This is a genomic window from Bacillus sp. EB106-06-01-XG163, assembly GCF_058791615.1.
The window spans coordinates 15,591-40,899 of record NZ_JBYTDS010000006.1 but is presented as its reverse complement, the minus strand read 5'-3'; the positions used below and the strand labels follow the sequence as shown (position 1 = coordinate 40,899).

Below are 25,309 nucleotides of genomic sequence, written 5' to 3'. Positions count from 1 at the left end.
TGTTCGGTGCTTTTTTTATGTTTATCTGACTTCCGGATTTGCCGCTTCCTCGCGGGATGTTTCTTCGTTCGGCTTAAACAGCAGGCCGAGATTGATCAGACCGGCGATGCCGACAAGGCCGTAAATAATCCGCGACAGAGCTGATCCTTGGCCGCCGAAGATGGCTGCTACTAAATCAAATTGGAAAAACCCGATCAGTCCCCAGTTAATAGCGCCGATAATCGTTAATACGAGACAGATACGCTGAATAACACTCATGTAAACAACCTCCTCTATGAATTCGTGAAACAGTTATAGATTGTGACAAAGCAAAGAATCTATGCATACTACATTCTCCGCCGTGTAAAATCACACACTGTCTCAGGCTGTACAAGTGCCTTTCCCGGGAATTCGATGTCTGTAAACCATGTGATGCGCCGTCAAAAAAGCGGATTGCTTTACATTGAACGTCATCTTTCTGCATAATATAAATCCAAAGGAGGAGATGTCATGCAAAACTTTACATATTGGAATCCGACCAAGTTGATTTTCGGAAAGGGAGAGGTTGAAAAACTTCCTGAAGAAATCAAACCGTACGGAAAAAACGTGCTGCTCGTATACGGAGGAGGCAGCATTAAGCGCAGCGGTCTTTATGATCAAGTAACCGAACTGCTGAAAAAAGCGGGAGTTACCGTACATGAATTGGCAGGCGTAGAGCCGAATCCGCGTGTCTCAACGGTGAACAAAGGTGTTGCGCTCTGTAAAGAAAACAGCATCGATTTCTTATTGGCCGTCGGCGGCGGAAGTGTCATTGACTGCACGAAAGCCATCGCGGCGGGCGCTAAATATGACGGCGACGCGTGGGATATCGTCACGAAAAAACACCAGCCGAAAGAAGCGCTGCCTTTCGGAACAGTGCTGACACTTGCGGCAACCGGTTCAGAGATGAACTCCGGATCAGTCATCACAAACTGGGAGACACAAGAGAAATATGGATGGGGGAGCCCGCTCGTTTACCCTAAATTCTCTATTCTCGATCCGGTAAACACATTTACCGTTCCGAAAGACCACACCATTTACGGCATGGTCGATATGATGAGCCATGTGTTTGAACAATATTTCCACCACACGCCAAACACGCCGTATCAGGACCGGATGTGTGAATCGCTTCTGCGCACGGTGATTGAAACAGCGCCGAAGCTGATCAATGATCTGGAGAACTACGAGCTTCGTGAGACGATTTTATATACAGGCACGATCGCATTAAACGGAATGCTGTCAATGGGCGCAAGAGGGGATTGGGCCACACACAACATCGAGCATGCGGTATCAGCGGTTTACGATATACCGCACGCCGGAGGTTTAGCGATTCTGTTCCCGAACTGGATGAGACATGTGCTCAAAGAAAATCCGGCCCGCTTTAAACAGCTTGCCGTCCGTGTCTTCGATATTGACGAGACAGGCAAATCAGATGAAGAGATCGCACTTGAAGGAATCAGCAGGCTGTCTGATTTCTGGACGAGCCTGGGCGCTCCGAACAGACTCGCTGATTATGATATTTCTGATGAGAAGCTGGATACGATTGCAGATAAAGCGATGGCAAACGGAGCATTCGGACAGTTCAAGTCACTGCAGAAAGAAGACGTGCTTGCGATACTGAAAGCATCATTGTAATAACATAAAGGGGGCGGCCGGATTGGCAGCTCCTTTTTTTCTGTGTTATAGTAATTCCCTTACGATTTTTTTGGAGGTCATGATAAATGGAGAACTTTACGTACTACAATCCGACGAAACTGATTTTCGGAAAAGGTCAAATCGACCAATTGAAAAAAGAGCTGAAGCAATACGGGAAAAACGTGCTGCTTGTATACGGAGGCGGCAGCATTAAGCGAAACGGCCTGTATGACCAAGTAACAGGCATCTTAAAAGAAGAAGGCGCAACCGTTCATGAGCTTGCGGGCGTTGAACCGAACCCGCGTCTGGAAACGGTAAATAAAGGAATTGAGCTGTGCAGAAAGCATGAGATTGATTTCCTTCTCGCAGTCGGCGGCGGAAGTGTCATCGACTGTACAAAAGCGATTGCGGCCGGTGCGAAATATGACGGCGACGCATGGGACATTTACAGCAAAAAAGTAACGGCGCAGGACGCGCTCCCGTTCGGCACGGTGCTGACGCTTGCGGCGACAGGCTCTGAAATGAACCCTGATTCCGTTATCACAAATTGGGAAACAAACGAAAAATTCGTATGGGGCAGCAATGTCACTCATCCGCGTTTCTCCATTTTAGATCCTGAGAATACTTTCAGCGTTCCGGAAAACCAAACCGTATACGGCATGGTGGATATGATGAGCCACGTATTTGAACAATACTTCCACAATGTTGAAAACACGCCGCTTCAGGACAGAATGTGTTTTGCGGTCCTTCAGACGGTAATTGAAACAGCGCCGAAACTTTTGGAAGACCTTGAGAACTATAAGCACCGTGAAACGATTTTATACGCGGGTACGATCGCATTAAACGGCACGCTGCAAATGGGCTATTTCGGCGATTGGGCTTCCCATACGATGGAGCACGCCGTATCAGCGGTTTATGACATCCCTCACGCGGGAGGACTTGCGATTCTGTTCCCGAACTGGATGAGATACACGCTGGATACAAATGTAGACCGTTTTAAAAACCTGATGCTCAACATGTTTGACATTGATACTGAAGGCAAAACGGATAAAGAAATTGCGCTTGAAGGGATCGATAAATTGTCCGCGTTCTGGACAAGCCTCGGCGCACCGTCCCGCCTTGCGGATTATGACATCGGTGAAGACAAACTTGAGCTGATCGCAGACATCGCCGCAAAAGAAATGGAATACGGCGGATTCGGCAATTTCCAAAAACTGAACAAAGATGACGTACTTGCTATCTTAAAGGCGTCACTGTAAGATACATTTCCGGCCGGGGTGAAGATGAAATAGATTTTCAAGCTGCAGATGTAACCGTTTTGGGAGTCCCTTCATTAGTGCATCAAGAGCAAGTGAAACACCCCTTGCCATGAGACAACTATGGAAATCTCACATGATGCGGATGGATTTGACTCCCTGTTTCTGTACATTTAGCAGAAAAGGATCAATTAACTTTGCGATTGCCGATCATCTATTTACACAAAATCTAAATCATGAAGAGCCGCGAATTTAAAAAAGGGGCGCTGATTCAATCAGCGCTCCTTTTATGCATTTTGTGTACTAAGATCCCGCTGCGCCCCCATATAGCTTCCCATTAAGTTTTGATAACCGGGAAGATGACTGGAGATTAATGCGCCAAAACCTTCAACATCGTTGCGCCAATCACGCTGTAACTCGCATGCTACGCTGAACCAGTTCATAAGCTGCGCGCCGCCATGAGCCATACGCGTTAATGATGCATCTGCTACTTGCTTATTAAACGTCCCCGAAGCATCTGTCACAACAAACACTTCGTAGCCTGCTTTAATGGCAGAAAGCGCAGGAAAAGCAACGCAGACGTCTGTTACCACCCCCGCGATAATCAGCTGTTTTTTGCCAGTCGCCTCAATGGCTTTAACAAAGTCTTCATTGTCCCATGCATTAATTTGTCCGGGACGGGCTATTTTTGGCGCATCGGGAAAGAGATCAACGAGTTCTTGCATGAGCGGTCCGTTGGGTCCATTTTCAAAACTCGTTGTTAAAATAACCGGTAAATCAAAGAATTTAGCCGTATCACCGAGAGCCAATACATTGTTTTTAAATTCATCAACACCATAGTCACGCACGAGACCGGAAATAAGGCCGGTTTGATGGTCAACTAAAAGCACGGCAGCATCATCTTTTGAAAGACGGGAATAAAGATCAGACATTTTATCATCCTCCTTGAATTAAGGCAAGTAAGTTTGTCAATTGAAAACGGTAAATCTATTCATATGCTGTATAGAAAGAAAGTTATTTCTGAGGTGACTTTTCGTGAGGGGGATGATCCTTCAATTAATTTGGAACGGGAACCGGAGCATGATCAATCCAATGGATAAACTGTTGTAAATAGCGTTGAAGATAACGTTTTGTTTGTTCATCCGTAAGTATGTTTTGAGCGGAATCAATTTTCTCATGGACTTGCGAAATCAGCATTTTTTGAAAGGGCAAAACATTGACTTGCATAGCTTCGAGTACTTCCCTCATTTGCGTTTGACCAAAGGCAGTACCGAACCCTCCGGGGGTTGCTCCGATTAAGCCAACCGGTTTTCTGTTTAAAACAGAAGAGGTCCGCGGTCTCGATGCCCAGTCCAATGCATTTTTTAATACCCCCGGAATTCCGGAATTGTACTCTGGACTTACAATGATGACGCCGTCAACGTCTTGTATATCAGCTCTAAAGGATGTTACGGAGTCTGGTGCTCCGGCAATTTCTAAATCTTCGTTAAAAAAAGGAAGACTGTCTATTTCAACCCAACGAAATTGAGCCGCATTATCGAAGTCAATCAATGATTGAGCAATTGCTCGATTATACGAGTTTTTTCGTAAACTTCCACAAATAAGACCAATGGTTTTAGTCATAAAATCACCTCCCGGTTTAAAATCACTTTCATCTTAACACGATACTCCAAATATAGACACTATTTTTAAAATTGTACATTTATGCCTTAATATTCCTTCGTGGCAGCCTCTCAAGAGGAGTACTATATAAAAAGAACCGGCCCATCGGGATTGGCGATGGATGTCATCCTGCTCCAAAGTAAAGGTGATACGTTCCTGGATCACCAACATTCGATTCGTTATCCCTCTCATGATTATTACAAATATAACCATATCGAATCCGGGATATTGTATAAAAAATGAATGCATTTTTAGCGCAAATCCATATTCATCATGCCTTCTTCATGACTTGATTTAGCGGGTGAGTTCATATAAAGTGAAAGAGAAAACAATTCACCGTGATGGAGGGACAAGCAAATGACGCATGTACGCTTTGATTACTCAAGAGCGTTACCTTTTTTCAATGAACATGAACTTACATACGCACGTGATTTCGTAAAAACGGCACACCATAATATCCATGAAAAAACAGGCGCCGGAAGCGACTTTTTAGGATGGGTGGACCTCCCTGAAAACTACGATAAAGAAGAATTCGCGCGCATTAAAAAAAGCGCTGAAAAAATCAAATCAGATTCAGACGTGCTTCTCGTCGTGGGTATCGGCGGTTCATACTTAGGCGCCCGCGCGGCGATTGAAGCGCTCAATCATTCTTTCTATAACGTTCTGCCGAAAGACAAGCGCAAAAACCCTCAAGTTATCTTTATCGGCAACAATATCAGCTCAACTTATATGAAAGATGTTATGGATCTTTTGGAAGACGCTGATTTCTCTATCAATGTCATTTCTAAATCAGGCACGACGACGGAACCTGCAATCGCTTTCCGGATTTTCCGCAAACTTCTTGAAGAAAAATACGGAAAAGAAGAAGCGAAAGCGCGGATTTACGCGACGACAGATAAAGAGCGCGGCGCTTTAAAAACGCTTTCTAATGAAGAAGGCTTCGAATCATTCGTTATTCCTGATGATGTCGGCGGACGTTTCTCCGTTCTGACTGCGGTAGGTCTTCTGCCGATTGCGGTAAGCGGGGCTGATATCGATGAAATGATGAAAGGCGCTCTTGATGCAAGCAAAGACTTTTCCAGCTCGGAATTAGAAGAGAACGCGGCTTACCAATACGCCGTCGTCCGCAACGTTCTGTATAATAAAGGCAGAACCATTGAAATGCTTATCAACTATGAGCCTGCGCTGCAATACTTTGCGGAATGGTGGAAGCAGCTCTTCGGCGAAAGTGAAGGAAAAGATGAAAAAGGCATCTATCCTTCTTCTGCTAACTTCTCAACAGACCTTCACTCTCTCGGTCAATACGTGCAGGAAGGCAGACGCGATCTGTTTGAAACTGTATTAAACGTTGAAAAACCGAAGCATGAGCTGACAATTGAAGAAGCGGAAAATGATCTCGACGGCTTAAATTACTTAGCCGGCAAAACGGTCGATTTCGTCAACAAAAAAGCGTTCGAAGGCACGATGCTTGCCCATACAGACGGAAAAGTGCCGAACTTAATTGTCAATATTCCGGAGCTTAATGCATATACATTTGGATATCTCGTCTATTTCTTTGAAAAAGCGGTGGCGATGAGCGGTTATCTGCTCGGAGTCAACCCGTTTGATCAGCCGGGTGTTGAAGCCTATAAGGTGAATATGTTCGCGCTTCTCGGCAAACCGGGCTTTGAAGAGAAAAAAGCAGAGCTTGAAAAACGCCTTGAAAAATAAAAAGAAAGGCTGGCCCTCAGCATGACGGGTCAGCCTTTTTTAAACCGTGAAAGGTGTGATGATGAATGATACGACTCTTATGTAAGCATGCCGTCATTTCCGTCTGTTCCGCCGCTATTGTCTATTCGGCACTAAAACTGTCTCCTGAATCCCTCTTACAAACCATCCTGTTTTTCGCTTTCCCTCTCGGCTTGTTTACGGACATGGTCCGGCTGAAACTGAAGATTGGCCGGATGCAGTCGCTGATCACGAAGTGCTGTCTCTATGCCGCCGTTTTCTATATGTCAACGGAAGCCGTTCTCTCCGCAATTGTGACGTATGTTCTGATTGAATGCGCCGTTACCTCTTTCCAGCGTCTGTCTGCCGCTCCCGATTCTTCCCGGGCGCCGTATGAAGATGCCGCAGAGCGGGGACGCTAAAGACAAAAAGGAGCATATGCACATGATCAGCATTCCATCTTCACTTGAAGGGCAATCGTTTTTACTCCGCGAACTGGAACAGGTGCTGAAACCGATCGGTTATACCATCGGAGGCGGCTGGGAGTATGACCGCGGGTTCTTTGATTACAAAATTTCCGATCAGGACGGCTATTTATTTCTCCGCATCCCTGTTGAAGCAAATAAGGGACACCTGGATGAACGGGGGGCCGCCGTTACAATCGGCACCCCCTTTTTGCTGAGGCACGTCTATCAGGAGGAAACGGATGATCACGCAGGCGGCGGTGTTTTTGAGTCATTATTCAACCAATTCTCCGAGCCGAAACGGCGGGATGCAGCAATTGACCGCTCATATACAGATATCGGCATCTCGCTTGTGAAAGAGCTGGAAGACGTCCTGCTGCATTAAAGAGCCAAAAACAGATCAGTATCGAGCACCTGGTATGACAGGGGAGGGGTCAGCATCGGCCCCTCTTCTTTTTGTATGCCGATGATCGTGGTATTCCGTTTGAGATAATAGAGCGCACAGTCATGATAAGATGAACCCTTTAATTCCTCGGGGACGGGAATGATGCGCACCTTTTTCTCCAGCGTCAGATCTGACAGCGTTTGCGGTTTGGCAAGCTGCAGCTTGACCCGGTAATGCTCAAACATCACCCGGCTCGACAGGCGTGATGTGCACAGAATCTTATTGGCTCCTGCGCGCTCGGCGTTTTTGACATACCGTTCCGTTAAAATTTCCACGATACAATAAACGGACGGATGCAGCCCTTTGATGGCGAGAAGCGTTAATACCGACAGCATATCAGCTTCGGATTCATTTTTCTGCTGGTCTGCTGTCAAAATGACGGTATCGGCTTCCGTAATATTCGCCTTATTGAGCGTACTGTCATCAGCGGCATGTCCGCGGATGAAATGGACGTTTTCAATAAGCGGCCCTTCCCTTAATGAATCATCAATCAGGACGACAGTTTTTGACGGCGCGATGTGCTGCAGTTCTTTCAGCAGCATATGCGACTTCTCATTCCATCCGATAAGAATGACGTGTCCCTTGCCTTTAAAGGCGACCTTCCCTTCGACATAGCGATGCTGTTTGCTGAACACGGCTGAAGAAAGCGTGGCGAAATAGGCGGTCACAAAACTCGCTCCGCTTAATACAAGCACCATGCCGGCAATCTGCCCGAGCGGCGTCTGGGGCACGTAATCGCCGTAGCCGACTGTGGCCACCGTAATAACCGCCCACCAAACCCCTTCAAACACAGACGTGAATTGCTTCGGCTCAAGCATGTAAATGAGTTGGCCGAACAATAAAATCAAGGCGATAATGATCAGTCCGATCCGAACATATAACGGCCATCTCAGCCAGGAAATAAATAAACGGTTTGATTTCATTCGCCCGGCTCTTCTTTCGACAGAGAGATGGATAAAATCTGCTTAATAATGGTGTTTAGTTTTTCGTTCAGCTGTTGCTGGCCGTATGAGTCACGCGCATGTCTGATTAAATCGGCCGTCTCATCTTCAAACTGAATGAGAGGTTCGTCGTTTTCCGATTCATTATAGAGCTGGATAAAGGCGTCAAGCCCCTCGTTCATTCTGTCTATCGCATTGCTCAGCTGTTCTTTCTCGCCATTTGTCACTTTCATGTCGATCACACCTGTATCTTTTTTTATACAGTATGTCCCAGTTCGTTTGATGTCTTTCAAAAATCGCCGAAAACATATTCACCCTCATTTTTTCATATGATAAAGAAAGCGGACCGAAAAAGGGTGAGTCAAATGACAGTCATTCAAAAACTGCTGGCGGCGCTGGCCGGAGCGCAGCTGCTCGCTTCGGCGGCCGTATTGCTTATTTTCGATTTGAATGGATACAATCATATGTCCGGCGGATTTTCATGGCTTGTTTTTGCAAAAGAGACCGCAGGCACGTTTCCGTTTTACATCGGATTGGCCGGGTGTATCCTCATCATGCTCGGAGGTTTGATTCCTGTCAGAAAAAAGAAGCGGATTTCTGTACAGGAAAGCGGACAATCATTAAAATAATATATAAGCAAATCGTACGATATAAGAGAAAAAGGAAGAGGATAATATGCTGTTTATCTTTTTAACAATTGCTGCATTGGGATTGTCGTTTTGGGCACAATTTAAAGTGAAAAGCAATTTTCAGAAATACTCAGACGTAGAAGCTTCCAGTCAGCGGACGGGGGCGGAAACGGCAAGACGGATTCTTGATATTAACGGTTTATATGATGTGCCGGTAGAACCGGTAAGAGGCACTTTAACAGACCATTACGACCCGACGGAGCGGGTGGTGCGTTTATCTGAGCCGGTATATTACGGCCGCTCCATTTCCGCCATTTCCGTCGCTTCCCATGAAGTCGGACATGCTTTGCAGCATCAGGAATCATACGGCGCGCTTGTGCTGAGGCACAAAATTTTTCCGGTCGTCAATTTTGCCTCCGGGGTTGCCCCTCTGCTTTTCTTGGGCGGGATGCTCCTGGGCAGCTTGAACTTAATCGGACTCGGCATTATTTTGTTTTCGGCCGCTGTTTTTTTCCAGCTTGTCACACTGCCTGTCGAGTTTAATGCCAGCGCGAGGGCGAAGCGGATTATCGTGTCGGAAGGATTCATTCGCAACAGTGAAGAACACGGCGTGAATAAAGTGCTGAACGCCGCCGCGCTGACGTATGTGGCTGCGGCGCTCGTTTCATTATTCGAGCTGCTTCGTTTTGTGATGATTTTCTTAAATGGTCGTGATGAGAATTAACACGAAGGAGGTGGCCCCTTACCGTTTGCGGTAGGGGTTTTTTTGCTTATATTAAAACTGATTCTCATTATGCTGTTAATCGGATTAACGGCCATCTTTGTCGCTGCGGAATTTGCGATTGTCAAAATCCGCGGTTCAAAAATTGCGGAGCTGGTTGAAACCGGAGACAGCCGGGCGCTCGCGGCGCACAGGGTGATTTCAAATCTCGATGAATATTTATCAGCGTGCCAGCTCGGCATTACGATTACGGCGCTCGGACTCGGCTGGCTCGGTGAACCGACGATTCAGCGGCTTCTTCATCCTGTTTTCAGCCTGATCGGAATGCCGTCATCCATTACGCACGTCGTCACGTTTATTGCGGCGTTTATCGCCGTCACGTATCTGCACGTTGTTATCGGAGAGCTTGCGCCGAAAACGATATCCATTCAAAAAGCCGAAGCCGTCAGTCTGTGGACGGCGAAACCGCTCATTCTGTTTTATAAAGTGATGTATCCGTTTATTAAGCTGTTAAACGGTTCAGCCGGATTTTTGGTCAAGCTGTTCGGTTTTCATTCGGTGAAAGAACATGAGGTCGTGGTCAGTGAAGAAGAATTGCGGCTGATTTTGTCTGAAAGCTATAAAAAAGGTCAAATCAATCAATCTGAATTCCGTTACGTCAATAAAATATTTGAATTCGATAACCGGGTCGCCAGAGAAATCATGGTGCCGCGCACCGAAATCGCCGTCATCTCGCTTGAACAGTCAGTTGATGAAGCCATACATTTGATCATCAACGAACGGTATACGCGATATCCGGTTATTAAGGAAGACAAAGATCACATTCTCGGCATTATTAACAATAAGGATTTATTTAAGGCGTATTTTCTCGGCCGCTCCATTGAATTAAAAGAAATTATGCGTCCGGTCATCAGAGTCATTGAAAGCATCCCCGTTCAGGAGCTTTTGATCCGCATGCAGAAGGAGCGGATTCATATGGCGATTCTCGTTGACGAATACGGCGGCACGGCGGGACTTGTGACCGTCGAAGACATATTGGAGGAAATCGTCGGGGAAATCCGTGATGAATATGACCAGGATGAAATGCCCCACATTGTCAAAAAAGGCGAACACCACTATGTGATGGACGGCAAGGCGCTCATAGAAGAGGTGAATGATCTCCTTGATATCGCCATCGAAAATGAAGACATTGACACGATTGCCGGCTGGCTCTTAACACAAAAAATGGAGCTGAAAAATGGTGATGTGTTTCATGCCGAAGGGTGTGAATTTAAGGTGCTGGAAGCGGAAGACCATCATATCCGCTTCGTTGAAATTAAAAAAACTGATTTCTGAGCCTCCCGCTTTTGCAATGAGGCTTTTTTTATGGAAAAAATGCTTCTTCGTCCCGCTCCTTCATATGATGTAAAGAAAGGAGTGTCGGTATGAAAACGGATTGGTGGAAAACGGCGGCCGTCTATCAAATTTATCCCCGAAGCTTTATGGATTCGAACGGGGACGGAATCGGCGACATGAACGGCATCAGAGCAAAGCTTCATTACATAAAAGAGTTGGGGGCGGATGTGATCTGGCTTTGTCCCGTTTTTGACTCGCCGGGCGCGGACAACGGCTACGATATTCGGAATTATAAACAAATTGCCGGCGAATTCGGGACGATGGAGGATTTTGACCGGCTCCTTGCGGATGTCCATGCGCTCGGCATGAAGCTGATTATAGACCTCGTCATCAACCATACAAGCGATGAGCACCCTTGGTTTATCGAATCACGCTCAGCGAAAGATTCCGAAAAACGGGACTGGTACATCTGGAGAGACGGAAAAAACGGCAAAGAGCCGAACAATTGGGAAAGCATTTTCGGCGGATCAGCGTGGGAATATGATCAAGAGACCGGCCAGTATTACCTGCACCTGTTTGACAAAAAACAGCCTGATTTAAATTGGGAAAACGAAGCGATGAGGCAGTCCGTTTATGAGATGGTCCGCTGGTGGCTTGATAAAGGCATAGACGGCTTCCGGGTGGATGCCATTTCTCACATTAAGAAAAAAGAAGGGCTCCCTGACATGCCGAATCCGGACGGTCTCCCGTACGTCCCGTCTTTCCCGTATCATATGAATGGGGAAGGCATAATGGATCTCTTAAGAGAGCTGAAACGGGAAACATTTTCGCGCTATCCGATCATGACGGTCGGCGAGGCGAACGGAGTGGCGGCTTGGGAGGCGGCTGATTGGGCCGGTGAAGAAAACGGCGTCTTTCAAATGATTTTTCAATTTGAACATCTCGGCCTCTGGGATACGGAAGATGATCAAAGCATCTCCATTCCGGCGCTTAAGCGCGTCTTGTCCGGCTGGCAGAACAGTCTTGAAGGAAAGGGCTGGAACGCGTTATTTATGGAGAACCACGATCAGCCCCGTTCCGTCTCGGTATGGGGTGACGAACGGTTTTTGACAGAAAGCGCCAAGGCACTCGCCGCGATGTATATGCTGATGAAAGGCACGCCGTTTATTTACCAGGGGCAGGAGCTCGGGATGACCAATGTTTCGTTTCCATCCATTGAAGATTATGATGACGCCGCAATGAAATATCTGTATGAAAAAGAGACGTCCCGCGGCGTTCCGCATGAAAAAGTGATGAAGATCATCTGGAAGAAGGGCCGGGATAATTCACGGACACCGATGCAATGGAGCGGTGAGGCGAACGGCGGGTTTTCTGATGCTTCTCCGTGGCTCGGAGTGAATCCGAACCACACATGGCTGAATGCTGCATCACAAATGCAGGATGAAACATCCGTATACCATTTCTACAGACGGCTGCTCGCCCTCAGAAAAGAACACAGCGTATTGATCAGCGGCACATATGAATTGCTGCTTCCGAATGACCGGCAGATTTATGCCTATCTAAGAAAAAACGGAACAAAAACCGCCCTGATCATCACAAATCTGTCTAAAACCCCCGCTTTATACAAGCATCCCGGTTATCCGCTTGACTCCGATACGCTCGTGCTCGCAAGCATGGAAACACCACCGCATCGGCATGTGACATCCTTTCTTTTAAAGCCTTATGAGGCCCGCGTATATATATGGTGAAAAACTTCAGTCCCGAGGCTGAAGTTTTTTGTGATCTGCGTTTATCATCGCGATCCGACAGGAAAAGACAAATACAGAAACGAATATGGGAAAGGAAGAGAAAAAGAAAGGAGGCATCTATATGCTGAAAAAATTGCAGATTCAAACAAACAGACGGGATGAAATGATCGACATCACACATGAAGCTGAAGCGTTTCTCCGCAAAACAGGCGTGAAAAACGGCTTGGCGCTCATATACTGTCCCCATACAACCGCCGGCATTACCATAAATGAAAATGCCGATCCGGATGTGAAGAGGGATATGCTCAGAAGGTTTGATGAAATGTATCCGTGGGAGCACGAACTGGACCGGCATATGGAGGGAAATACGGCGGCGCATATGAAAGCGAGTACAACCGGCGCCTCCCAGCATGTCATCATAGAAGACGGGCGCCTGATACTCGGAACATGGCAGGGCGTTTATTTTTGCGAATTTGACGGTCCGCGAAACAGAACATGTTATATCAAAATACAGGCTGAATCGGAGGAAAACACAAATGAGTGAGTGGATGAGTGCATTATCATTAACAAAGCCCGTCATTCAAGCGCCGATGGCCGGCGGGCTGGTCACGCCGCGTCTGGCTTCGGCGGTATCGAATGAAGGGGCGCTCGGAAGCCTCGCTTCAGGATACATCAGCCCGCAAGCCCTTGAAAAACAGCTTATCGAGATGAAAGAGCTGACGAACCGCTCCTTTCAAGTAAATCTTTTCGTTCCGGAAGAAAGGCAGATGCCTGAGGCGGAACTGGTTGAAAAATGGAAAGCCCGCATCCCGAGGGCAAAAGACGCCAAGCCGTTCTCTGATCTGAAAGAAGAATGGAATGATTTCGAGGAAAAAGCGGAGCTTCTGATCCGTTACGGAGTCAAAGCGTGTTCATTCACCTTCGGCCTGCCGCCGGAAGAAACGGCGGAAAAGCTGAAGAAAAGCGGATGTTTCCTTTTCGGCACGGCGACAACGCCGGAGGAAGCGAAGGTCTTTGAAGAACGGGGGATGGACGCCGTTATTCTTCAGGGAATAGAAGCCGGCGGGCATCGCGGGTCGTTTCTGCCGGTTAAAGGAGAACCGGCTCTCGGCCTTATGGCGCTGATTCCGCAGGCTAAAGACGCGCTGAATATCCCGGTGATTGCGGCAGGCGGCATTTTTGACCGCCGCGGCGTGCAGGCCGCCCGCTGTTTGGGTGCGGACGGCGTTCAAGTAGGAACACCGTTTCTCCTTTGTGAAGAAAGCAGCGCCTCACCGGGATATCAAAAAGCCATTGCCGATTCAAAAGGAGCCGACACGCGGCTGACCACCCTGTTTTCGGGAAAACAGGCGCGGGGAATCGTGAATCAGTTCATGAAAACATATGAGGCTGACGAGGGAAATACGCTGCCTTATCCGCTGCATAATACGCTGACAAAGCCGATGCGCGGGCACGCGGCTCAATCAGGAGACGCGGAGTATATGTCTTTATGGGCCGGCCAGTCCGCCGCGAAACTTGAAGGGCCGACAGACGTGAAAACCGTTTTGGAAGAATTGTGCGAATCATAATCCAGAAATCGTGAGGTGATGGATGATGAAGATTCTTCAAATGTCCTATAAAAAAAGAGGGACTATTGAGTTTGTCTTTGAAGATTTTCCGCATTCTAAAGTCACCATGGCGCCGATTAAAGGGTATTACTTTGTCCGCGCCATTAAATGGAGCCGACGGGACAGAGCCGTCACCCGACATGATTTAGAGAAGTTTGAATGGGCTGCAAACCAAGCGCTCGGCACGACGGCTTTTTACCGGAAAAGAAAAGCATTCCGCATCCCATCGTCACAATGACAGACGATGGGATTGTTTTAATGCATGATCTGATAAAGCGCGGGTGCATCAAGCCTTGTTGCCTGGTTAAGCAGATAAGCCGGCTGCACGGCATTTTTTTTTCTTAAAGAATTCAATCTCTGGATGATTTGTTCAGCGGTCAGAATCCCGAGACCGTGGGCGAAATATTGATCATTCCCCATCACAATGACATTCTCTCCCCGCCACTGAGCCTTTGCAGGATTAAAATCAGGATTTTTAAAATATAAACAATCTCCCCGTAAAAAGTGGCTGCCGGTTTCCGTGTAGATCGGCAGATGCTCATAGTGCCAGTCATACAAAGTGATATCCCGGAAACGCCGGTTAAACCGTTCTTCACCGATTGTCTTTAAGACGGCCAGATAATAAATCACAACAATGGCGGTAGCGCATTCAAATGCGTAAAACGCCCCGTTTTCAATAATGTCCCGAATCGCTTTTGAAGCGGGGATTCTGTACTTCAGCTCCAAGGCTCCTTCCGGCGTCACTCTCCAATAAGCCGTATTTCCGTATGTTTTGGCGAAAGTTGCAAATTTCACACCTGATCCGTGCAGTTCTCTTGCGGCTTCCACAATATGGCGGCGCAGCCGCACCTCGAACATCAGTTCAGCAATCGACCCGTAATCGAATTGTACGGGAGAATTGAGCAGTTCATTTATATACGGAACAAGGCTTTTTTCCGTCTGCCAGTTCGCGATGTCCTGAGGCCGAAGCACTTGGCCGGATATGATAATCATCTGCGCGCCCCCTATCTTTTTTTATAAGATATGCAGGAAGCTTGGGCAATGAAAATCAAGTCATAAAAAAGGAGGAAATGTTAACAAAATGTGAAGACTGAGCCGATATATAAGGTATCACACTTGAGGGAGCAGCTTAATATGAAAAAATTCATCAATTGGTGCACAAAGGCATCGATTTCACGTAAATTAATCATTTCATTTATCGTGATCTTAATCATACCGATTCTCGTGTTAGAATTCAGTTCATACCATACGGCCAGCAATTCGCTGGATGATCAGATTTCAGGCAACGCGAAAAATAACATCGAATCTTTTAACACAACCATTACAAATGATATCGGCGCAAAAGCAAAGGCGATTGAATTTTTCAGTGAAACGTTAAAAGGGTCATCCTTCTCAAAGAAAAACATGTCTGCTCTTGAAGAAAAGTTCGGGCAATACACGTCTATTCATAAGGACGTAGCCCGCATTTACGGAGGAACGGAAGACGGCAGCTACGCACAGGCGCCGAAGGAGAATACTCCGGCCGATTACGATCCGAGAACACGCACTTGGTATAAAGACGCTGTGAAGGCCGGCGGCACGCTCGTTGTCACCGACCCTTACACCGCGGCAAGCGACGGCAGCATGGTCGTTACCGTGGCAAAGCAGATGCAGGACGGAACAGGCGTAGTGGCCATGGATATTACGATTGACCAGCTGCTGAAGCAGATGCAGGGAATCAAAATCGGGCAAAAAGGATTCGTGTTTATCACATCCAAAAATAAAACCTATGTCGCGCATAAAGACCACAAACCGGGCGACAAAGTTTCAACCCCGTGGCTGAATGAGGTATACAGCAAAGACAGCGGCATTATTTCATACAAGCTCGATGATCAAAATAAAAAAATGGCGTTTACGACAAATAAACTGACCGGATGGAAAATAGAGGGGAGCATGGAGCTCAACGAAATTAAAGACGCCTCACAACCGGTGCTGACGATGGGGATGATCGTCCTTGCAGCATCCATTATCATCGGGGGAATTTTAATTCTGTTGATTGTCAGATCCATTACGTCACCGCTGAAACGGCTTGTCCGCTCTTCTAAACAAATCAGCGGCGGAGACTTGACTGAAACCATTGATATCCGCTCGAAAGATGAATTGGGCGAACTCGGCGCGAGCTTTAATGAAATGGGAGAATCTCTGCGCGGACTGATCAGCGCGATTCAAAACTCTGTCGACAACGTGGCCGCGTCATCGGAGGAGCTGACCGCTTCAGCTTCGCAGACAAGCAAAGCGACGGAACATATTACAATGGCCATTGAGCAGTTTTCAAACGGAAACGAAGAGCAAAGCGAAAAAGTCGATTCAAGCTCAGCAAAGCTGAATCATATAAATGACGGACTCGCCGCCGTTTCCCGCACATCATCATCCATTACGGAAGCATCTAAACAATCGAAGGAAGCTGCCGGCACCGGGGAAGAATATGTGCAGCAAACCGTCGGGCAGATGAATCTCATCAATCAATCGGTCCAGCAGGCGGAATCGGTTGTAAAAGGCCTTGAGGCCAAATCAAAAGACATCACTCATATTTTAAGAGTCATCAATGGCATTGCCGATCAGACAAACCTGCTTGCGTTAAATGCAGCCATTGAAGCGGCAAGAGCCGGTGAATACGGGCGGGGCTTCTCAGTGGTAGCCGAAGAAGTGCGCAAGCTTGCCGTCCAATCCGCCGGTTCTGCCAAAGAGATTGAAAAACTCATTCAGGAAATCACGGCTGAGATTAATACATCACTTCACATGTTCACATCCGTTAATGAAGAAGTTCAATCAGGACTTGCCGTGACGGACCGCACGAAAGAAAGCTTCCAGAATATCTTCGGCATGACAAACGATATCGCCGAGAAGCTTCAATCGATGAACGGCACGGTTGAACAGCTGTCAGACAGCTCCCAGCACGTTTCAGCCGCAGTGACGGATATTGCGGACGTATCTAGGGAAAGCGCAGCAAGCATTCAGGATATTGCCGCATCCGCAGAAGAACAGCTTGCATCAATGGAAGAAATCAGCACATCCGCCGATACTTTGGCGCAAATGGCCGAAGAACTGCGGGAATTAACGAAACAATTTAAAATCAACTAGTAAAAAAGGACGCTTTCCGGATGGAAGGCGTCCTTTTTTATAGTGACAGCCGGATAATTGAATAAAAAGTCTTGCATACAAAGGGAGTATATAGAACTATTTTTCATTTATGACTTAATTTTCAATGTAATAAAAAGGGAGTCGGCCGATATAAACAGTAAATGATTGAAAGAGGTTTACAAAATTGAAAAAAACAGCAAAAAAAATCGCCAGAAAATCAATAGCCAAAAAACTGATCATTTCATTTTTACTGATCTTAATCATTCCGGTAGCAGTATTGGCTGCCGGCGCCTACCGTTCGGCGGCTTCATCCGTTGAAAAGCAAATGATGGAAAGCGCCGAAGGAAATGTGCAAATCTTAAACAATATGATTGATGACCGGATCGGAATGTTTACAAAAAGCTCAGCATATTTCAGCGAATGGGCGACAAGCGCTAAATTTAAAGAAAAAAACCAAACGGAAATGCAAGAAAGGTTCAAGCAGTTTATTGAAAGCAATGATAAAGCATCCGCCGTATTTTCAAGCAGCAAGGAAGGAACGTTTACCCGTTATCCGCATGCCGATATGCCGGCCGATTTCAATCCGCTTGAAAGAAGTTGGTATCAGGAAGCCATGGAGAATAAAGGCCAAACCATCATCACAGACCCTTATGAGTCCATCTCAAACAAAAAGATGGTCGTCACCATGGCCCGCGCGGCGCAAGACGGATCAGGCGTCGTCGCCATTGATATAAAAATCGACGATCTCATCACGATGACAAAAGAAGTGAACATCGGAAAAGAAGGATATGCCTTTATCCTCAGCAAAAATAAAAAAGCCGTTGCCTACAGTGATGAAAAAGCCGGCTCGGCGGTATCGGGAAAATGGGTTGATACATTATTCAGCGGGCAAAAAGGCGACTTTGAATATACGCTGAACGGGAAAGCGAAAAAAATGGCGTACGTGACCAATGAAGCGACGGGCTGGAAGATCAGCGGAACCATGTCCGTGGATGAAATCAAGGATGCGGCAAGACCGGTTCTGACTCTGGCCGTTATCATATTGGCGATAGCCATTGCCGCAGGGATGATTTTCATTTATTTTGTCATCCGCTCAATTACCAAACCGTTAAAACGTCTCGTAGCTTCAGCGGAAAAAATCAGCAGCGGAGATCTGACGGAAACCATTGATGTCAGCTCTCAAGATGAGCTGGGCGTGCTCGGTAAAAGTTTTAATCATATGACAGATTCACTCCGTTCGCTTATTCAGGGAATTCAGGACTCTGTTGAACATGTCGCTTCTTCCTCAGAGGAGCTGACGGCTTCGGCTGAGCAGACGAGCAAAGCAACGGAACATATCACCCTTGCGATTGAACAGTTTTCTAATGGAACGGAAGACCAAAGTGAGAGTATTGATAAAGCGACAGCCCAAGTGAATGAGATGAAAGACGGGCTCAGCGATCTGGCGGAAGCGGCAGCCGTGGTGACGGAAACGTCAATTGAATCGGCGGAGATATCCGGCGCCGGTGAGCGGCTTGTCAAGAAAACAGCCGGCCAGATGGGCGCCATTGACCAATCCGTAAGTAAAGCGGAGCAAGTCGTACAAGGGCTTGAACTCAAATCGCAGGACATCACCAGCATTTTGCGCGTCATTAACGGCATTGCCGATCAAACGAATCTCCTTGCTTTAAATGCAGCCATTGAAGCGGCAAGAGCGGGAGAATACGGACGCGGTTTTTCAGTCGTTGCCGAAGAAGTGAGAAAGCTTGCCGTACAATCCGCCGATTCAGCGAAAGAAATCGAATCCTTAATTCATGAAATCGTCAAAGAAATTCATACTTCGCTCGGAATGCTGGAATCCGTCAATCACGAGGTGAAAAGCGGACTTCAGTTAACGGACGAAACGGAAAAAAGCTTCCGGGACATTTCCGTTAAAACAAATCAGATTGCCGGTGAACTGCAAAATATGAATGCAACCGTGGAACAGCTTTCTGCCGGGTCTCAGGAAGTATCAAACGCTTCAGAGGATATCGCGGCCGTCTCCAGACAAAGCGCGGCCGGCATTCAGGACATCGCGGCTTCAGCTGAAGAGCAGCTTGCGTCCATGGAGGAGATCAGTTCCTCCGCCGTCACGCTGGAAAAAATGGCGGAAGAATTACGCGAACTGACAAAGCGTTTTAAGATAAACTCTTAATTAAGTCTAAAAGACTAATTTTAAGATAGGTAAAAAGTATGTTTCGTTATATTTCTTCTTTTTGGATGTGTATAATTACCCATAATTGCCGATATGAAGGGTAAACACGCAAGAGGAGATATAGCAGATGAAAAAAATTGTGCAAATCATCAAGCAGAGATCGCTTACAAGAAAACTGCTCATTTCTTTTTTGGCCATTCTCATTCTTCCTATTTCAACGCTGGCTTTTATCGCCTATCAATCGGCGGTAAGCACGCTTGACAGGCAGATGATGGGAAGCGCACTAGATAATGTGCAGCAGATTAACGATATGATCAACACAAGCATCAGCCAAAAGGAAGACGGAACGGCATATTTCAGCGACTGGCTCACAAAGGATCGGTACAAGCCGAAAAACCAATCGCAAATTACCGATAAATTCACAGAGTACATGAAGATCAATAAAGACGTGGAATCCATTTATACGAGTGACACGGAAGGACATTTCACACGGTATCCGGATCTGCAGATGCCTAAAGGATATAATCCGCTTGAAAGAGACTGGTATAAAAAGGCCGTGGAAAATAAGGGGAAAGTTGTTGTAACAGATCCTTACCGCACGGCTTCCACCAATACGATGGTCGTGACGGTCGTTCAGCAGACGAAAGACGGCTCAGGAGTCGTCGCCATCAATATGAAAATCGATGAGCTTCTGAAAACGACAAAGAAAGTGAACATCGGAAAATCAGGCTACGCTTTTATCCTGACGAAAGACAAAAAAGTGGTCGCCCACCCGAACCGCACGTCAGGCACAGTATTAAACGGGGAGTGGGTTGAACAGCTGTTCACCAGCAAAAAAGGTGATTTTCAATACAAATACGACGGCCAGGAAAAGAAAATGGCTTATGATACAAACGGGCTGACAGGCTGGAAGATTACCGGAACGATGTATCTGGACGAAATTCATGAAGCGGCCCTGCCGATCCTTCATCTGTCCCTGCTCGTTCTCGTATTAGCGATTGTGATCGGAACCATCGTCATGGTGCTAATTATCCGTTCAATCACAAAACCGCTCAAGCAGCTTGTGACATCATCGAAACAGATCAGTGAAGGCGACTTAACAGAAACGATCGAGATTCAGTCAAAAGATGAATTAGGCGAGCTTGGCAAAAGCTTTAACAATATGGCCGCTTCACTCAGGTCTCTCATCCATGCCATCCAGGATTCCGTGAATAACGTCGCATCTTCCTCAGAGGAGCTGACGGCTTCAGCGGAGCAGACAAGCAAGGCAACCGAACATATCACACTGGCGATCGAACAATTTTCTAACGGAAATGAAAGCCAAAGTGAAAACATTGAAAGCGCGGCGGAACATATTTACCAAATGAACAGCGGGCTTAAAGATATGGCGAAAGCATCTGCCGTCATTACCGAATCCTCCGCCACATCAGCGGAAGTCGCCAATTCAGGCGGAAAGCTCGTCCACCAGACGGTCGGCCAAATGAACGTCATTGACCGGTCAGTGAAAGAAGCTGAACAAGTGGTGCGCGGACTTGAAACAAAATCAAAAGACATTACAAACATTCTCCGTGTCATTAACGGAATCGCTGACCAGACAAACCTTCTTGCGCTGAACGCGGCAATTGAAGCCGCACGTGCGGGTGAATACGGGCGGGGCTTCTCAGTCGTCGCCGAAGAGGTCAGAAAACTTGCGGTCCAGTCTGCCGATTCAGCGAAAGAAATCGAAAGCTTAATCATAGAAATCGTCAACGAAATCAATACATCTCTCGGCATGTTCCAATCCGTCAACAAAGAGGTGGAGAGCGGACTGGATATTACGAATCAGACCGAAACGAGCTTCAAACGGATTTCTGAAATGACGAACCAGATCGCCGGAGAAATTCAAAATATGAATGCGACGGTAGAACAGCTGACAGCAGGCTCTCAGCAGATTTCAGGAGCTTCTGAGCAAATCGCGTCCATCGCAAAAGAAAGCTCCGCCAGCATTCAGGATATTGCGGCCTCCGCCGAAGAACAGCTGGCTTCAATGGAAGAAATCAGTTCGTCTTCGGAAACGTTATCCCAAATGGCGGAAGAATTACGTGATATGACGAAACGATTTAAAATAGATTAATAGGTCATAGAACACCCAAATGTGCTGTTTGGGTGTTTTTTTTAGTTTTTTTAATAAATCTTTTGTCCTATCTGACGATATTAGATTTAGCTTTTCAAAGAAGGAGACTGAAAAAATGAAACAACTGATACATTGGATCAAACAGCCATCCATCAGCAAGCCGCTGATCGCGGCATTTTTAGCCGTATTGGTGCTTCCGGTCGGCATACTCGCCTACTTCAGCTACCAAACGGCGGGGAGTACATTAGAAAGCGAACTGACCCACAGCGCCCAGGGAAATGTCAGTGAACTGAACAGCGTGCTGGAAAACATGCTTGAGGGTAAGCTGAAAGCGATTGACTACTTCAGCGAATCAATCACAAAGGAAAAACTGAACACAAAAAATAAATCGGTACTGCTTGACAACATGAAGCAGTATGTCACCGTAAATGACGATGTCGCGTCAATTTACGCCGCGTCTCGCGACAAAGCGTTCGTGAAATATCCGTCCGTTGATATGCCGTCCGATTATAATCCGCTCACGCGCGAGTGGTATACCAAAGCGGTTGAAAAAAGCGGACAGCCGGTGTTTACCGAGCCCTATAAAGACGCTGCAACCGGACAGACGGTTGTTACGATTGCCCAGCAGACAAAAGACGGATCAGGCGTTGTGGCGCTTGATATTAATCTTGGCGACCTGCTGAACGCTTCCGAACGCGTCCAGATCGGTCATAAAGGTTTTGCCTTCATTACAACGGGAGATAAAAAATACATCGCGCATCCGACTATAAAAGCGGGAACGGAAGGCTCCGGAGAGTGGACGGAAGAAGTATTTTCCAAATCAAGCGGATCGTTTGAATACATGTTTGAAGGACAGCAGAAGAAAATGGCCTTCACGACAAACAAACTGACGGGCTGGAAAATCGCCGGCACATTTTTTGTCAGTGAGATCCATGACGCAGCCTCGCCTGTCATGAAAATGGCGCTGATCATCCTGGCGGTTTCTCTTATCGTCGGCGGTATTTTAATCGTTTTTATCATTCGCTCGATTGCAAAACCGCTCAAAAAACTTGTTTCGACATCAGCTAAAATCAGTGACGGCGATTTAACGGAAGTCATTGACATCAAGTCGAAAAATGAATTCGGGCAGCTCAGCCAAAGCTTCAATGAGATGTCGGCGTCACTCCGGTCTGTCATCGGCGTCATCCAGTCATCCGTCGAACATGTCGCTTCTTCATCCGAAGAGCTGACGGCATCCGCCGGACAGACAAGCAAGGCGACAGAGCATATTACACTGGCGATTGAACAATTCTCAAACGGAAACGAATCACAAAGCGAGAAATTGGAAGAAAGTGCTGATCACCTTTCCCAAATGAATGCGGGCATTGCCGAGACGGCGAATGTATCGGCGGAAATCACTGAATCCGCCATCCAAACCTCTGAAACGGCCGGAAGCGGAGAAGAATTAGTGGCGAAAACGGTCGGCCAGATGAAAACAATTGATCGTTCCGTACAGCAGGCGGAAGCGGTTGTAAAAGGGCTGGAAACGAAGTCGCACGACATTAAGAGCATTCTCAACGTCATTAACGGCATTGCCGATCAAACAAATCTGCTTGCCTTAAACGCTGCCATTGAAGCGGCCAGAGCAGGCGAATACGGGCGGGGCTTCTCCGTCGTTGCGGAAGAAGTGAGAAAGCTTGCCGTACAATCAGCCGGCTCCGCGAAGGAAATCGAAACGCTGATTCAGGAAATCGTCAAAGAAATCGCCACATCGCTTTCCGTATTCCAAGCGGTGAATCAAGATGTGAAGGAAGGCCTCGATATTACGGATCAGACGGCCGAAAGCTTCAAAAAAATCTCAGAAATGACGACTCAGATTTCAGGCGCCTTGCAGCATATGAACGGAACGCTTGAGAAGCTTGCAGCCGGGTCGCAAAATGTGACAAACGCGGTGGAGGACATTACCTCAGTCGCCAAAGAAGGGTCCGCCGGCATTCAAGACATCGCCGCCTCAGCTGAAGAGCAGCTGGCCTCCATGGAAGAAATCAGTTCATCTGCCGAAACGCTTGCGCATATGGCTGAAGAACTGCAGCAGGTCACACGGAAATTTACGATTCAGTCTGAAGACGAAGAACAGCTGTAGCGAGCTGTTTCTTTTCCTCATTTTAAAAAAGCGATACACTAGTATAAAAGAAGGGAGTGGCAGTGATGAGATTAGAAGGCAAAAAAGTCATAGCGCTTGTCAGTGACGATTTTGAAGACTTAGAGCTTTGGTATCCCGTCTACCGGCTGAGAGAGGAAGGCGCGATCGTTCATTTAATAGGAGAAGAAGCGGGCCGTTCATACAAAGGAAAATACGGCGTGCCCGCAACGGCGGATTACGATTTTAAGAGCCTGATTATCCAGGAGTATGATGCCGTGCTCGTGCCTGGCGGCTGGGCTCCTGACAAACTGCGAAGATATCCCGAAGTTTTGGACATCATCCGTACGATGAACGAGCAGAAAAAGCCGATCGGCCAGATCTGCCATGCGGGCTGGGTGCTCATATCTGCCGGAATTCTCGCAGGAAAAAAAGTAACGAGCACGCCCGGCATCAAAGACGACATGACAAATGCAGGGGCACAGTGGCTGGATGAAGCTGTCGTAACTGACGGCCACATTGTATCAAGCCGCCGCCCGCCCGACCTTCCGCAGTATGCAAAAGCGTTTGCTGACCTGTTAGCGTCCAAATAAAAAACATCCGCCCGAATCAGGGCGGATGTTTTTAGTTTTGATCGGCGGGAAAGACAATTCCGATTTGTTTTCTCGCTTCTTCCATAATGCTTGCCGTAATGAAAGAACGTTCAAATGTATTTTCGGAAGACTCCCGCTGTCCGTTTCGAAGAAGATTGATGAATTCAGCCGTTTCGTAGTACATCGACGGTTTCAGATCAGGGACTGAAATGTCTTCCGTCCGGCCGTCACGATAGCGGATTTCCGCCCGTTCCGGTCCGTGAATGCTGTCCAGAACGATCGTGCCGTCTTCACCCTGAATTTCCGCCGGGGCAAACGAATTTGAGATTTTCGAATGCATCAGCACCGCTTCAAATCCGTCGTATGACAGAATCACCGTGCCTTCGCCGTCAACGCCGGATGCTAGTTTATGACCGGTCGCAATGATGTTTTTCGGTTTGCCGAACAGGACGACGGCCGGATAAATGCAGTACACGCCGATGTCCATTAACGAACCGTTCGATAATTCAGGCTTAAACGCGTTTAGCACCGTACCGTTTTTATATGCATCATATCGTGATGAATATTGGCAGTAGCTTGCCGTGAATCTCCTGACGGGTCCGATTTTATGTAAGTGGTTTTGAAGCATGCTGAAGTTCGGCAGGAACGTTGTTTTCATGGCTTCCATCAAGAGAACGCCGTTCGTTTTGGCTGCGTGAATCATTTCATCCGTTTCCCTTGCGTTAGACGCAAACGGTTTTTCGCACAGTACATGCTTGCCGTGTTCCATAAAAAGGACCGCCTGCTCTTTGTGAAATGCATTCGGGCTGGCGAGATACACCGCGTCATAGGCTTTGCTTTCCGCCATTTCTTTCAGGCTGGTGAAATAATGAGCAGCGCCGTGTTTGCCGGCGAATTCCGCCGCGCGTTCCTCAGTTCTGGAATAAACCGCCGTTAATTGAAAATCATCAATAGCAGAAGCCGCCTCCAGAAATCGTTCTGTAATCCAATTCGTTCCGACTGTTGCAAATCGAATCATTGCTA

The 25,309-nt window shown here is 47.1% G+C and carries 24 protein-coding genes and 4 pseudogenes; 21 read left to right on the top strand and 7 right to left on the bottom strand.

Features of this window, described 5'->3' with window-relative positions; translation table 11 throughout:
- Nucleotides 1–21: 21 nt before the first annotated feature.
- Nucleotides 22–258 carry a DUF378 domain-containing protein gene (locus tag AC3WTF_RS08980; RefSeq protein ID WP_003152104.1) on the bottom strand — a complete coding sequence of 79 codons (237 nt, stop codon included), beginning with the start codon at nucleotides 256–258 and terminating at the stop codon, nucleotides 22–24.
- 231 nt (nucleotides 259–489) lie between these two features.
- Between AC3WTF_RS08980 and AC3WTF_RS08975 the strand changes: the two genes are divergently transcribed.
- Together AC3WTF_RS08975 and AC3WTF_RS08970 are read left to right on the top strand one after the other, a co-directional pair.
- Complete coding sequence (locus tag AC3WTF_RS08975) at nucleotides 490–1,653, top strand: iron-containing alcohol dehydrogenase (protein ID WP_012118296.1); 1,164 nt, start codon at nucleotides 490–492, stop codon at nucleotides 1,651–1,653.
- Between the two features lie 86 nt (nucleotides 1,654–1,739).
- A complete protein-coding gene (locus AC3WTF_RS08970; protein WP_007408651.1) occupies nucleotides 1,740–2,912 on the top strand; it encodes an iron-containing alcohol dehydrogenase in 1,173 nt (390 codons plus the stop codon).
- Between the two features lie 284 nt (nucleotides 2,913–3,196).
- Here the strand turns inward: AC3WTF_RS08970 and ycaC are convergent, their stop codons facing one another.
- Both ycaC and AC3WTF_RS08960 read right to left on the bottom strand, forming a co-directional pair.
- Nucleotides 3,197–3,841: an isochorismate family cysteine hydrolase YcaC gene (ycaC, locus tag AC3WTF_RS08965; protein WP_014418745.1), complete on the bottom strand. Its 645-nt coding sequence runs from the start codon at nucleotides 3,839–3,841 to the stop codon at nucleotides 3,197–3,199.
- A gap of 124 nt (nucleotides 3,842–3,965) precedes the next feature.
- A complete protein-coding gene (locus tag AC3WTF_RS08960; RefSeq protein WP_022537146.1) occupies nucleotides 3,966–4,532 on the bottom strand; it encodes an NADPH-dependent FMN reductase in 567 nt (188 codons plus the stop codon).
- 396 nt (nucleotides 4,533–4,928) lie between these two features.
- Here AC3WTF_RS08960 and AC3WTF_RS08955 point away from each other — a divergent pair, with 396 nt between their 5' ends.
- The 3 genes from AC3WTF_RS08955 (at nucleotide 4,929) to AC3WTF_RS08945 (ending at nucleotide 7,127) form a co-directional block, all read left to right on the top strand.
- Nucleotides 4,929–6,281 carry a glucose-6-phosphate isomerase gene (locus AC3WTF_RS08955; RefSeq protein ID WP_007408647.1) on the top strand — a complete coding sequence of 451 codons (1,353 nt, stop codon included), beginning with the start codon at nucleotides 4,929–4,931 and terminating at the stop codon, nucleotides 6,279–6,281.
- Nucleotides 6,282–6,346: 65 nt separating this feature from the next.
- Nucleotides 6,347–6,700: a hypothetical protein gene (locus tag AC3WTF_RS08950; protein ID WP_007408646.1), complete on the top strand. Its 354-nt coding sequence runs from the start codon at nucleotides 6,347–6,349 to the stop codon at nucleotides 6,698–6,700.
- A gap of 22 nt (nucleotides 6,701–6,722) precedes the next feature.
- Nucleotides 6,723–7,127, top strand: a complete 405-nt coding sequence (locus AC3WTF_RS08945; RefSeq protein WP_012118292.1) for a YugN-like family protein — start codon at nucleotides 6,723–6,725, stop codon at nucleotides 7,125–7,127.
- Here the strand turns inward: AC3WTF_RS08945 and AC3WTF_RS08940 are convergent.
- A complete protein-coding gene (locus AC3WTF_RS08940) occupies nucleotides 7,124–8,110 on the bottom strand; it encodes a potassium channel family protein (protein ID WP_007408644.1) in 987 nt (328 codons plus the stop codon). The two genes, AC3WTF_RS08945 and AC3WTF_RS08940, sit on opposite strands and share 4 nt — an antisense overlap.
- Nucleotides 8,107–8,361, bottom strand: coding sequence for a protein mistic (locus tag AC3WTF_RS08935; RefSeq protein ID WP_007408643.1), 255 nt, complete (start codon nucleotides 8,359–8,361; stop codon nucleotides 8,107–8,109). The genes AC3WTF_RS08940 and AC3WTF_RS08935 overlap by 4 nt, the downstream gene beginning before the upstream one ends.
- 132 nt (nucleotides 8,362–8,493) lie before the next feature.
- Here AC3WTF_RS08935 and AC3WTF_RS08930 point away from each other — a divergent pair, with 132 nt between their 5' ends.
- From AC3WTF_RS08930 to AC3WTF_RS08900, 7 genes are all read left to right on the top strand, one after another.
- Nucleotides 8,494–8,757: a YuzI family membrane protein gene (locus AC3WTF_RS08930; protein WP_015418085.1), complete on the top strand. Its 264-nt coding sequence runs from the start codon at nucleotides 8,494–8,496 to the stop codon at nucleotides 8,755–8,757.
- Nucleotides 8,758–8,803: 46 nt separating this feature from the next.
- A complete protein-coding gene (locus AC3WTF_RS08925) occupies nucleotides 8,804–9,481 on the top strand; it encodes a zinc metallopeptidase (RefSeq protein WP_003152125.1) in 678 nt (225 codons plus the stop codon).
- Between the two features lie 42 nt (nucleotides 9,482–9,523).
- On the top strand, nucleotides 9,524–10,813 hold the full coding sequence (locus AC3WTF_RS08920; protein WP_003152126.1) for a hemolysin family protein: 1,290 nt from the start codon (nucleotides 9,524–9,526) through the stop codon (nucleotides 10,811–10,813).
- An 89-nt stretch (nucleotides 10,814–10,902) separates the two neighbouring features.
- On the top strand, nucleotides 10,903–12,561 hold the full coding sequence (locus AC3WTF_RS08915; RefSeq protein ID WP_007408639.1) for a glycoside hydrolase family 13 protein: 1,659 nt from the start codon (nucleotides 10,903–10,905) through the stop codon (nucleotides 12,559–12,561).
- Between the two features lie 121 nt (nucleotides 12,562–12,682).
- A complete protein-coding gene (locus AC3WTF_RS08910) occupies nucleotides 12,683–13,105 on the top strand; it encodes a secondary thiamine-phosphate synthase enzyme YjbQ (protein ID WP_015418083.1) in 423 nt (140 codons plus the stop codon).
- Complete coding sequence (locus AC3WTF_RS08905) at nucleotides 13,098–14,129, top strand: NAD(P)H-dependent flavin oxidoreductase (protein ID WP_492314237.1); 1,032 nt, start codon at nucleotides 13,098–13,100, stop codon at nucleotides 14,127–14,129. Before AC3WTF_RS08910 ends, AC3WTF_RS08905 begins: the two co-directional genes overlap by 8 nt.
- Before the next feature lie 25 nt (nucleotides 14,130–14,154).
- Nucleotides 14,155–14,406: a protein YuzH gene (locus AC3WTF_RS08900; RefSeq protein ID WP_007408636.1), complete on the top strand. Its 252-nt coding sequence runs from the start codon at nucleotides 14,155–14,157 to the stop codon at nucleotides 14,404–14,406.
- A 17-nt stretch (nucleotides 14,407–14,423) separates the two neighbouring features.
- Here the strand turns inward: AC3WTF_RS08900 and AC3WTF_RS08895 are convergent, their stop codons facing one another.
- Complete coding sequence (locus tag AC3WTF_RS08895) at nucleotides 14,424–15,161, bottom strand: protein-glutamine gamma-glutamyltransferase (protein ID WP_020956257.1); 738 nt, start codon at nucleotides 15,159–15,161, stop codon at nucleotides 14,424–14,426.
- A gap of 141 nt (nucleotides 15,162–15,302) precedes the next feature.
- Here AC3WTF_RS08895 and AC3WTF_RS08890 point away from each other — a divergent pair.
- The 9 genes and pseudogenes from AC3WTF_RS08890 to AC3WTF_RS08850 all read left to right on the top strand — a co-directional run.
- Nucleotides 15,303–16,343: pseudogene (locus tag AC3WTF_RS08890) on the top strand (cache domain-containing protein); the annotation flags it as partial.
- Nucleotides 16,338–17,288, top strand: coding sequence for a methyl-accepting chemotaxis protein (locus tag AC3WTF_RS08885; protein WP_372584024.1), 951 nt, complete (start codon nucleotides 16,338–16,340; stop codon nucleotides 17,286–17,288). The pseudogene AC3WTF_RS08890 and the gene AC3WTF_RS08885, both read left to right, overlap by 6 nt.
- A 184-nt stretch (nucleotides 17,289–17,472) precedes the next feature.
- Nucleotides 17,473–18,513 (top strand): annotated as a pseudogene (locus AC3WTF_RS08880) (HAMP domain-containing protein); the annotation flags it as partial.
- On the top strand, nucleotides 18,508–19,461 hold the full coding sequence (locus AC3WTF_RS08875) for a methyl-accepting chemotaxis protein (protein WP_425341706.1): 954 nt from the start codon (nucleotides 18,508–18,510) through the stop codon (nucleotides 19,459–19,461). The pseudogene AC3WTF_RS08880 and the gene AC3WTF_RS08875, both read left to right, overlap by 6 nt.
- Before the next feature lie 127 nt (nucleotides 19,462–19,588).
- A pseudogene (locus AC3WTF_RS08870) lies at nucleotides 19,589–20,629 on the top strand (cache domain-containing protein); the annotation flags it as partial.
- Nucleotides 20,624–21,574: a methyl-accepting chemotaxis protein gene (locus AC3WTF_RS08865; RefSeq protein ID WP_404833624.1), complete on the top strand. Its 951-nt coding sequence runs from the start codon at nucleotides 20,624–20,626 to the stop codon at nucleotides 21,572–21,574. The pseudogene AC3WTF_RS08870 and the gene AC3WTF_RS08865, both read left to right, overlap by 6 nt.
- A 19-nt stretch (nucleotides 21,575–21,593) precedes the next feature.
- A pseudogene (locus AC3WTF_RS08860) lies at nucleotides 21,594–22,730 on the top strand (HAMP domain-containing protein); the annotation flags it as partial.
- Nucleotides 22,725–23,696, top strand: a complete 972-nt coding sequence (locus AC3WTF_RS08855; RefSeq protein WP_425340276.1) for a methyl-accepting chemotaxis protein — start codon at nucleotides 22,725–22,727, stop codon at nucleotides 23,694–23,696. The pseudogene AC3WTF_RS08860 and the gene AC3WTF_RS08855, both read left to right, overlap by 6 nt.
- A gap of 65 nt (nucleotides 23,697–23,761) precedes the next feature.
- Nucleotides 23,762–24,286 carry a type 1 glutamine amidotransferase domain-containing protein gene (locus AC3WTF_RS08850; RefSeq protein ID WP_003152143.1) on the top strand — a complete coding sequence of 175 codons (525 nt, stop codon included), beginning with the start codon at nucleotides 23,762–23,764 and terminating at the stop codon, nucleotides 24,284–24,286.
- 31 nt (nucleotides 24,287–24,317) lie between these two features.
- Here AC3WTF_RS08850 and AC3WTF_RS08845 read toward each other — a convergent pair whose 3' ends face one another.
- Entirely contained in the window at nucleotides 24,318–25,304 is a 987-nt protein-coding gene (locus AC3WTF_RS08845; RefSeq protein ID WP_047936063.1) for a Gfo/Idh/MocA family protein, read from the bottom strand.
- Between the last annotated feature and the right edge of the window lie 5 nt (nucleotides 25,305–25,309).

What these genes read in the sequence shown, in the direction of transcription:
- AC3WTF_RS08935 (WP_007408643.1), bottom strand. Translation starts at nt 8,361, where the DNA reads ATGAAAGTGACAAATGGCGAGAAAGAACAGCTGAGCAATGCGATAGAC.
- AC3WTF_RS08975 (WP_012118296.1), top strand. Translation starts at nt 490, where the DNA reads ATGCAAAACTTTACATATTGGAATCCGACCAAGTTGATTTTCGGAAAG.
- AC3WTF_RS08915 (WP_007408639.1), top strand. Translation starts at nt 10,903, where the DNA reads ATGAAAACGGATTGGTGGAAAACGGCGGCCGTCTATCAAATTTATCCC.
- AC3WTF_RS08850 (WP_003152143.1), top strand. Translation starts at nt 23,762, where the DNA reads ATGAGATTAGAAGGCAAAAAAGTCATAGCGCTTGTCAGTGACGATTTT.
- AC3WTF_RS08940 (WP_007408644.1), bottom strand. Translation starts at nt 8,110, where the DNA reads ATGAAATCAAACCGTTTATTTATTTCCTGGCTGAGATGGCCGTTATAT.
- AC3WTF_RS08910 (WP_015418083.1), top strand. Translation starts at nt 12,683, where the DNA reads ATGCTGAAAAAATTGCAGATTCAAACAAACAGACGGGATGAAATGATC.
- AC3WTF_RS08905 (WP_492314237.1), top strand. Translation starts at nt 13,098, where the DNA reads ATGAGTGAGTGGATGAGTGCATTATCATTAACAAAGCCCGTCATTCAA.
- AC3WTF_RS08885 (WP_372584024.1), top strand. Translation starts at nt 16,338, where the DNA reads ATGGGAGAATCTCTGCGCGGACTGATCAGCGCGATTCAAAACTCTGTC.
- AC3WTF_RS08895 (WP_020956257.1), bottom strand. Translation starts at nt 15,161, where the DNA reads ATGATTATCATATCCGGCCAAGTGCTTCGGCCTCAGGACATCGCGAAC.
- AC3WTF_RS08865 (WP_404833624.1), top strand. Translation starts at nt 20,624, where the DNA reads ATGGCCGCTTCACTCAGGTCTCTCATCCATGCCATCCAGGATTCCGTG.
- AC3WTF_RS08980 (WP_003152104.1), bottom strand. Translation starts at nt 258, where the DNA reads ATGAGTGTTATTCAGCGTATCTGTCTCGTATTAACGATTATCGGCGCT.
- AC3WTF_RS08945 (WP_012118292.1), top strand. Translation starts at nt 6,723, where the DNA reads ATGATCAGCATTCCATCTTCACTTGAAGGGCAATCGTTTTTACTCCGC.
- AC3WTF_RS08960 (WP_022537146.1), bottom strand. Translation starts at nt 4,532, where the DNA reads ATGACTAAAACCATTGGTCTTATTTGTGGAAGTTTACGAAAAAACTCG.
- AC3WTF_RS08955 (WP_007408647.1), top strand. Translation starts at nt 4,929, where the DNA reads ATGACGCATGTACGCTTTGATTACTCAAGAGCGTTACCTTTTTTCAAT.
- AC3WTF_RS08900 (WP_007408636.1), top strand. Translation starts at nt 14,155, where the DNA reads ATGAAGATTCTTCAAATGTCCTATAAAAAAAGAGGGACTATTGAGTTT.
- AC3WTF_RS08845 (WP_047936063.1), bottom strand. Translation starts at nt 25,304, where the DNA reads ATGATTCGATTTGCAACAGTCGGAACGAATTGGATTACAGAACGATTT.
- AC3WTF_RS08950 (WP_007408646.1), top strand. Translation starts at nt 6,347, where the DNA reads ATGATACGACTCTTATGTAAGCATGCCGTCATTTCCGTCTGTTCCGCC.
- AC3WTF_RS08855 (WP_425340276.1), top strand. Translation starts at nt 22,725, where the DNA reads ATGTCGGCGTCACTCCGGTCTGTCATCGGCGTCATCCAGTCATCCGTC.
- AC3WTF_RS08970 (WP_007408651.1), top strand. Translation starts at nt 1,740, where the DNA reads ATGGAGAACTTTACGTACTACAATCCGACGAAACTGATTTTCGGAAAA.
- AC3WTF_RS08925 (WP_003152125.1), top strand. Translation starts at nt 8,804, where the DNA reads ATGCTGTTTATCTTTTTAACAATTGCTGCATTGGGATTGTCGTTTTGG.
- AC3WTF_RS08875 (WP_425341706.1), top strand. Translation starts at nt 18,508, where the DNA reads ATGACAGATTCACTCCGTTCGCTTATTCAGGGAATTCAGGACTCTGTT.
- ycaC (WP_014418745.1), bottom strand. Translation starts at nt 3,841, where the DNA reads ATGTCTGATCTTTATTCCCGTCTTTCAAAAGATGATGCTGCCGTGCTT.
- AC3WTF_RS08930 (WP_015418085.1), top strand. Translation starts at nt 8,494, where the DNA reads ATGACAGTCATTCAAAAACTGCTGGCGGCGCTGGCCGGAGCGCAGCTG.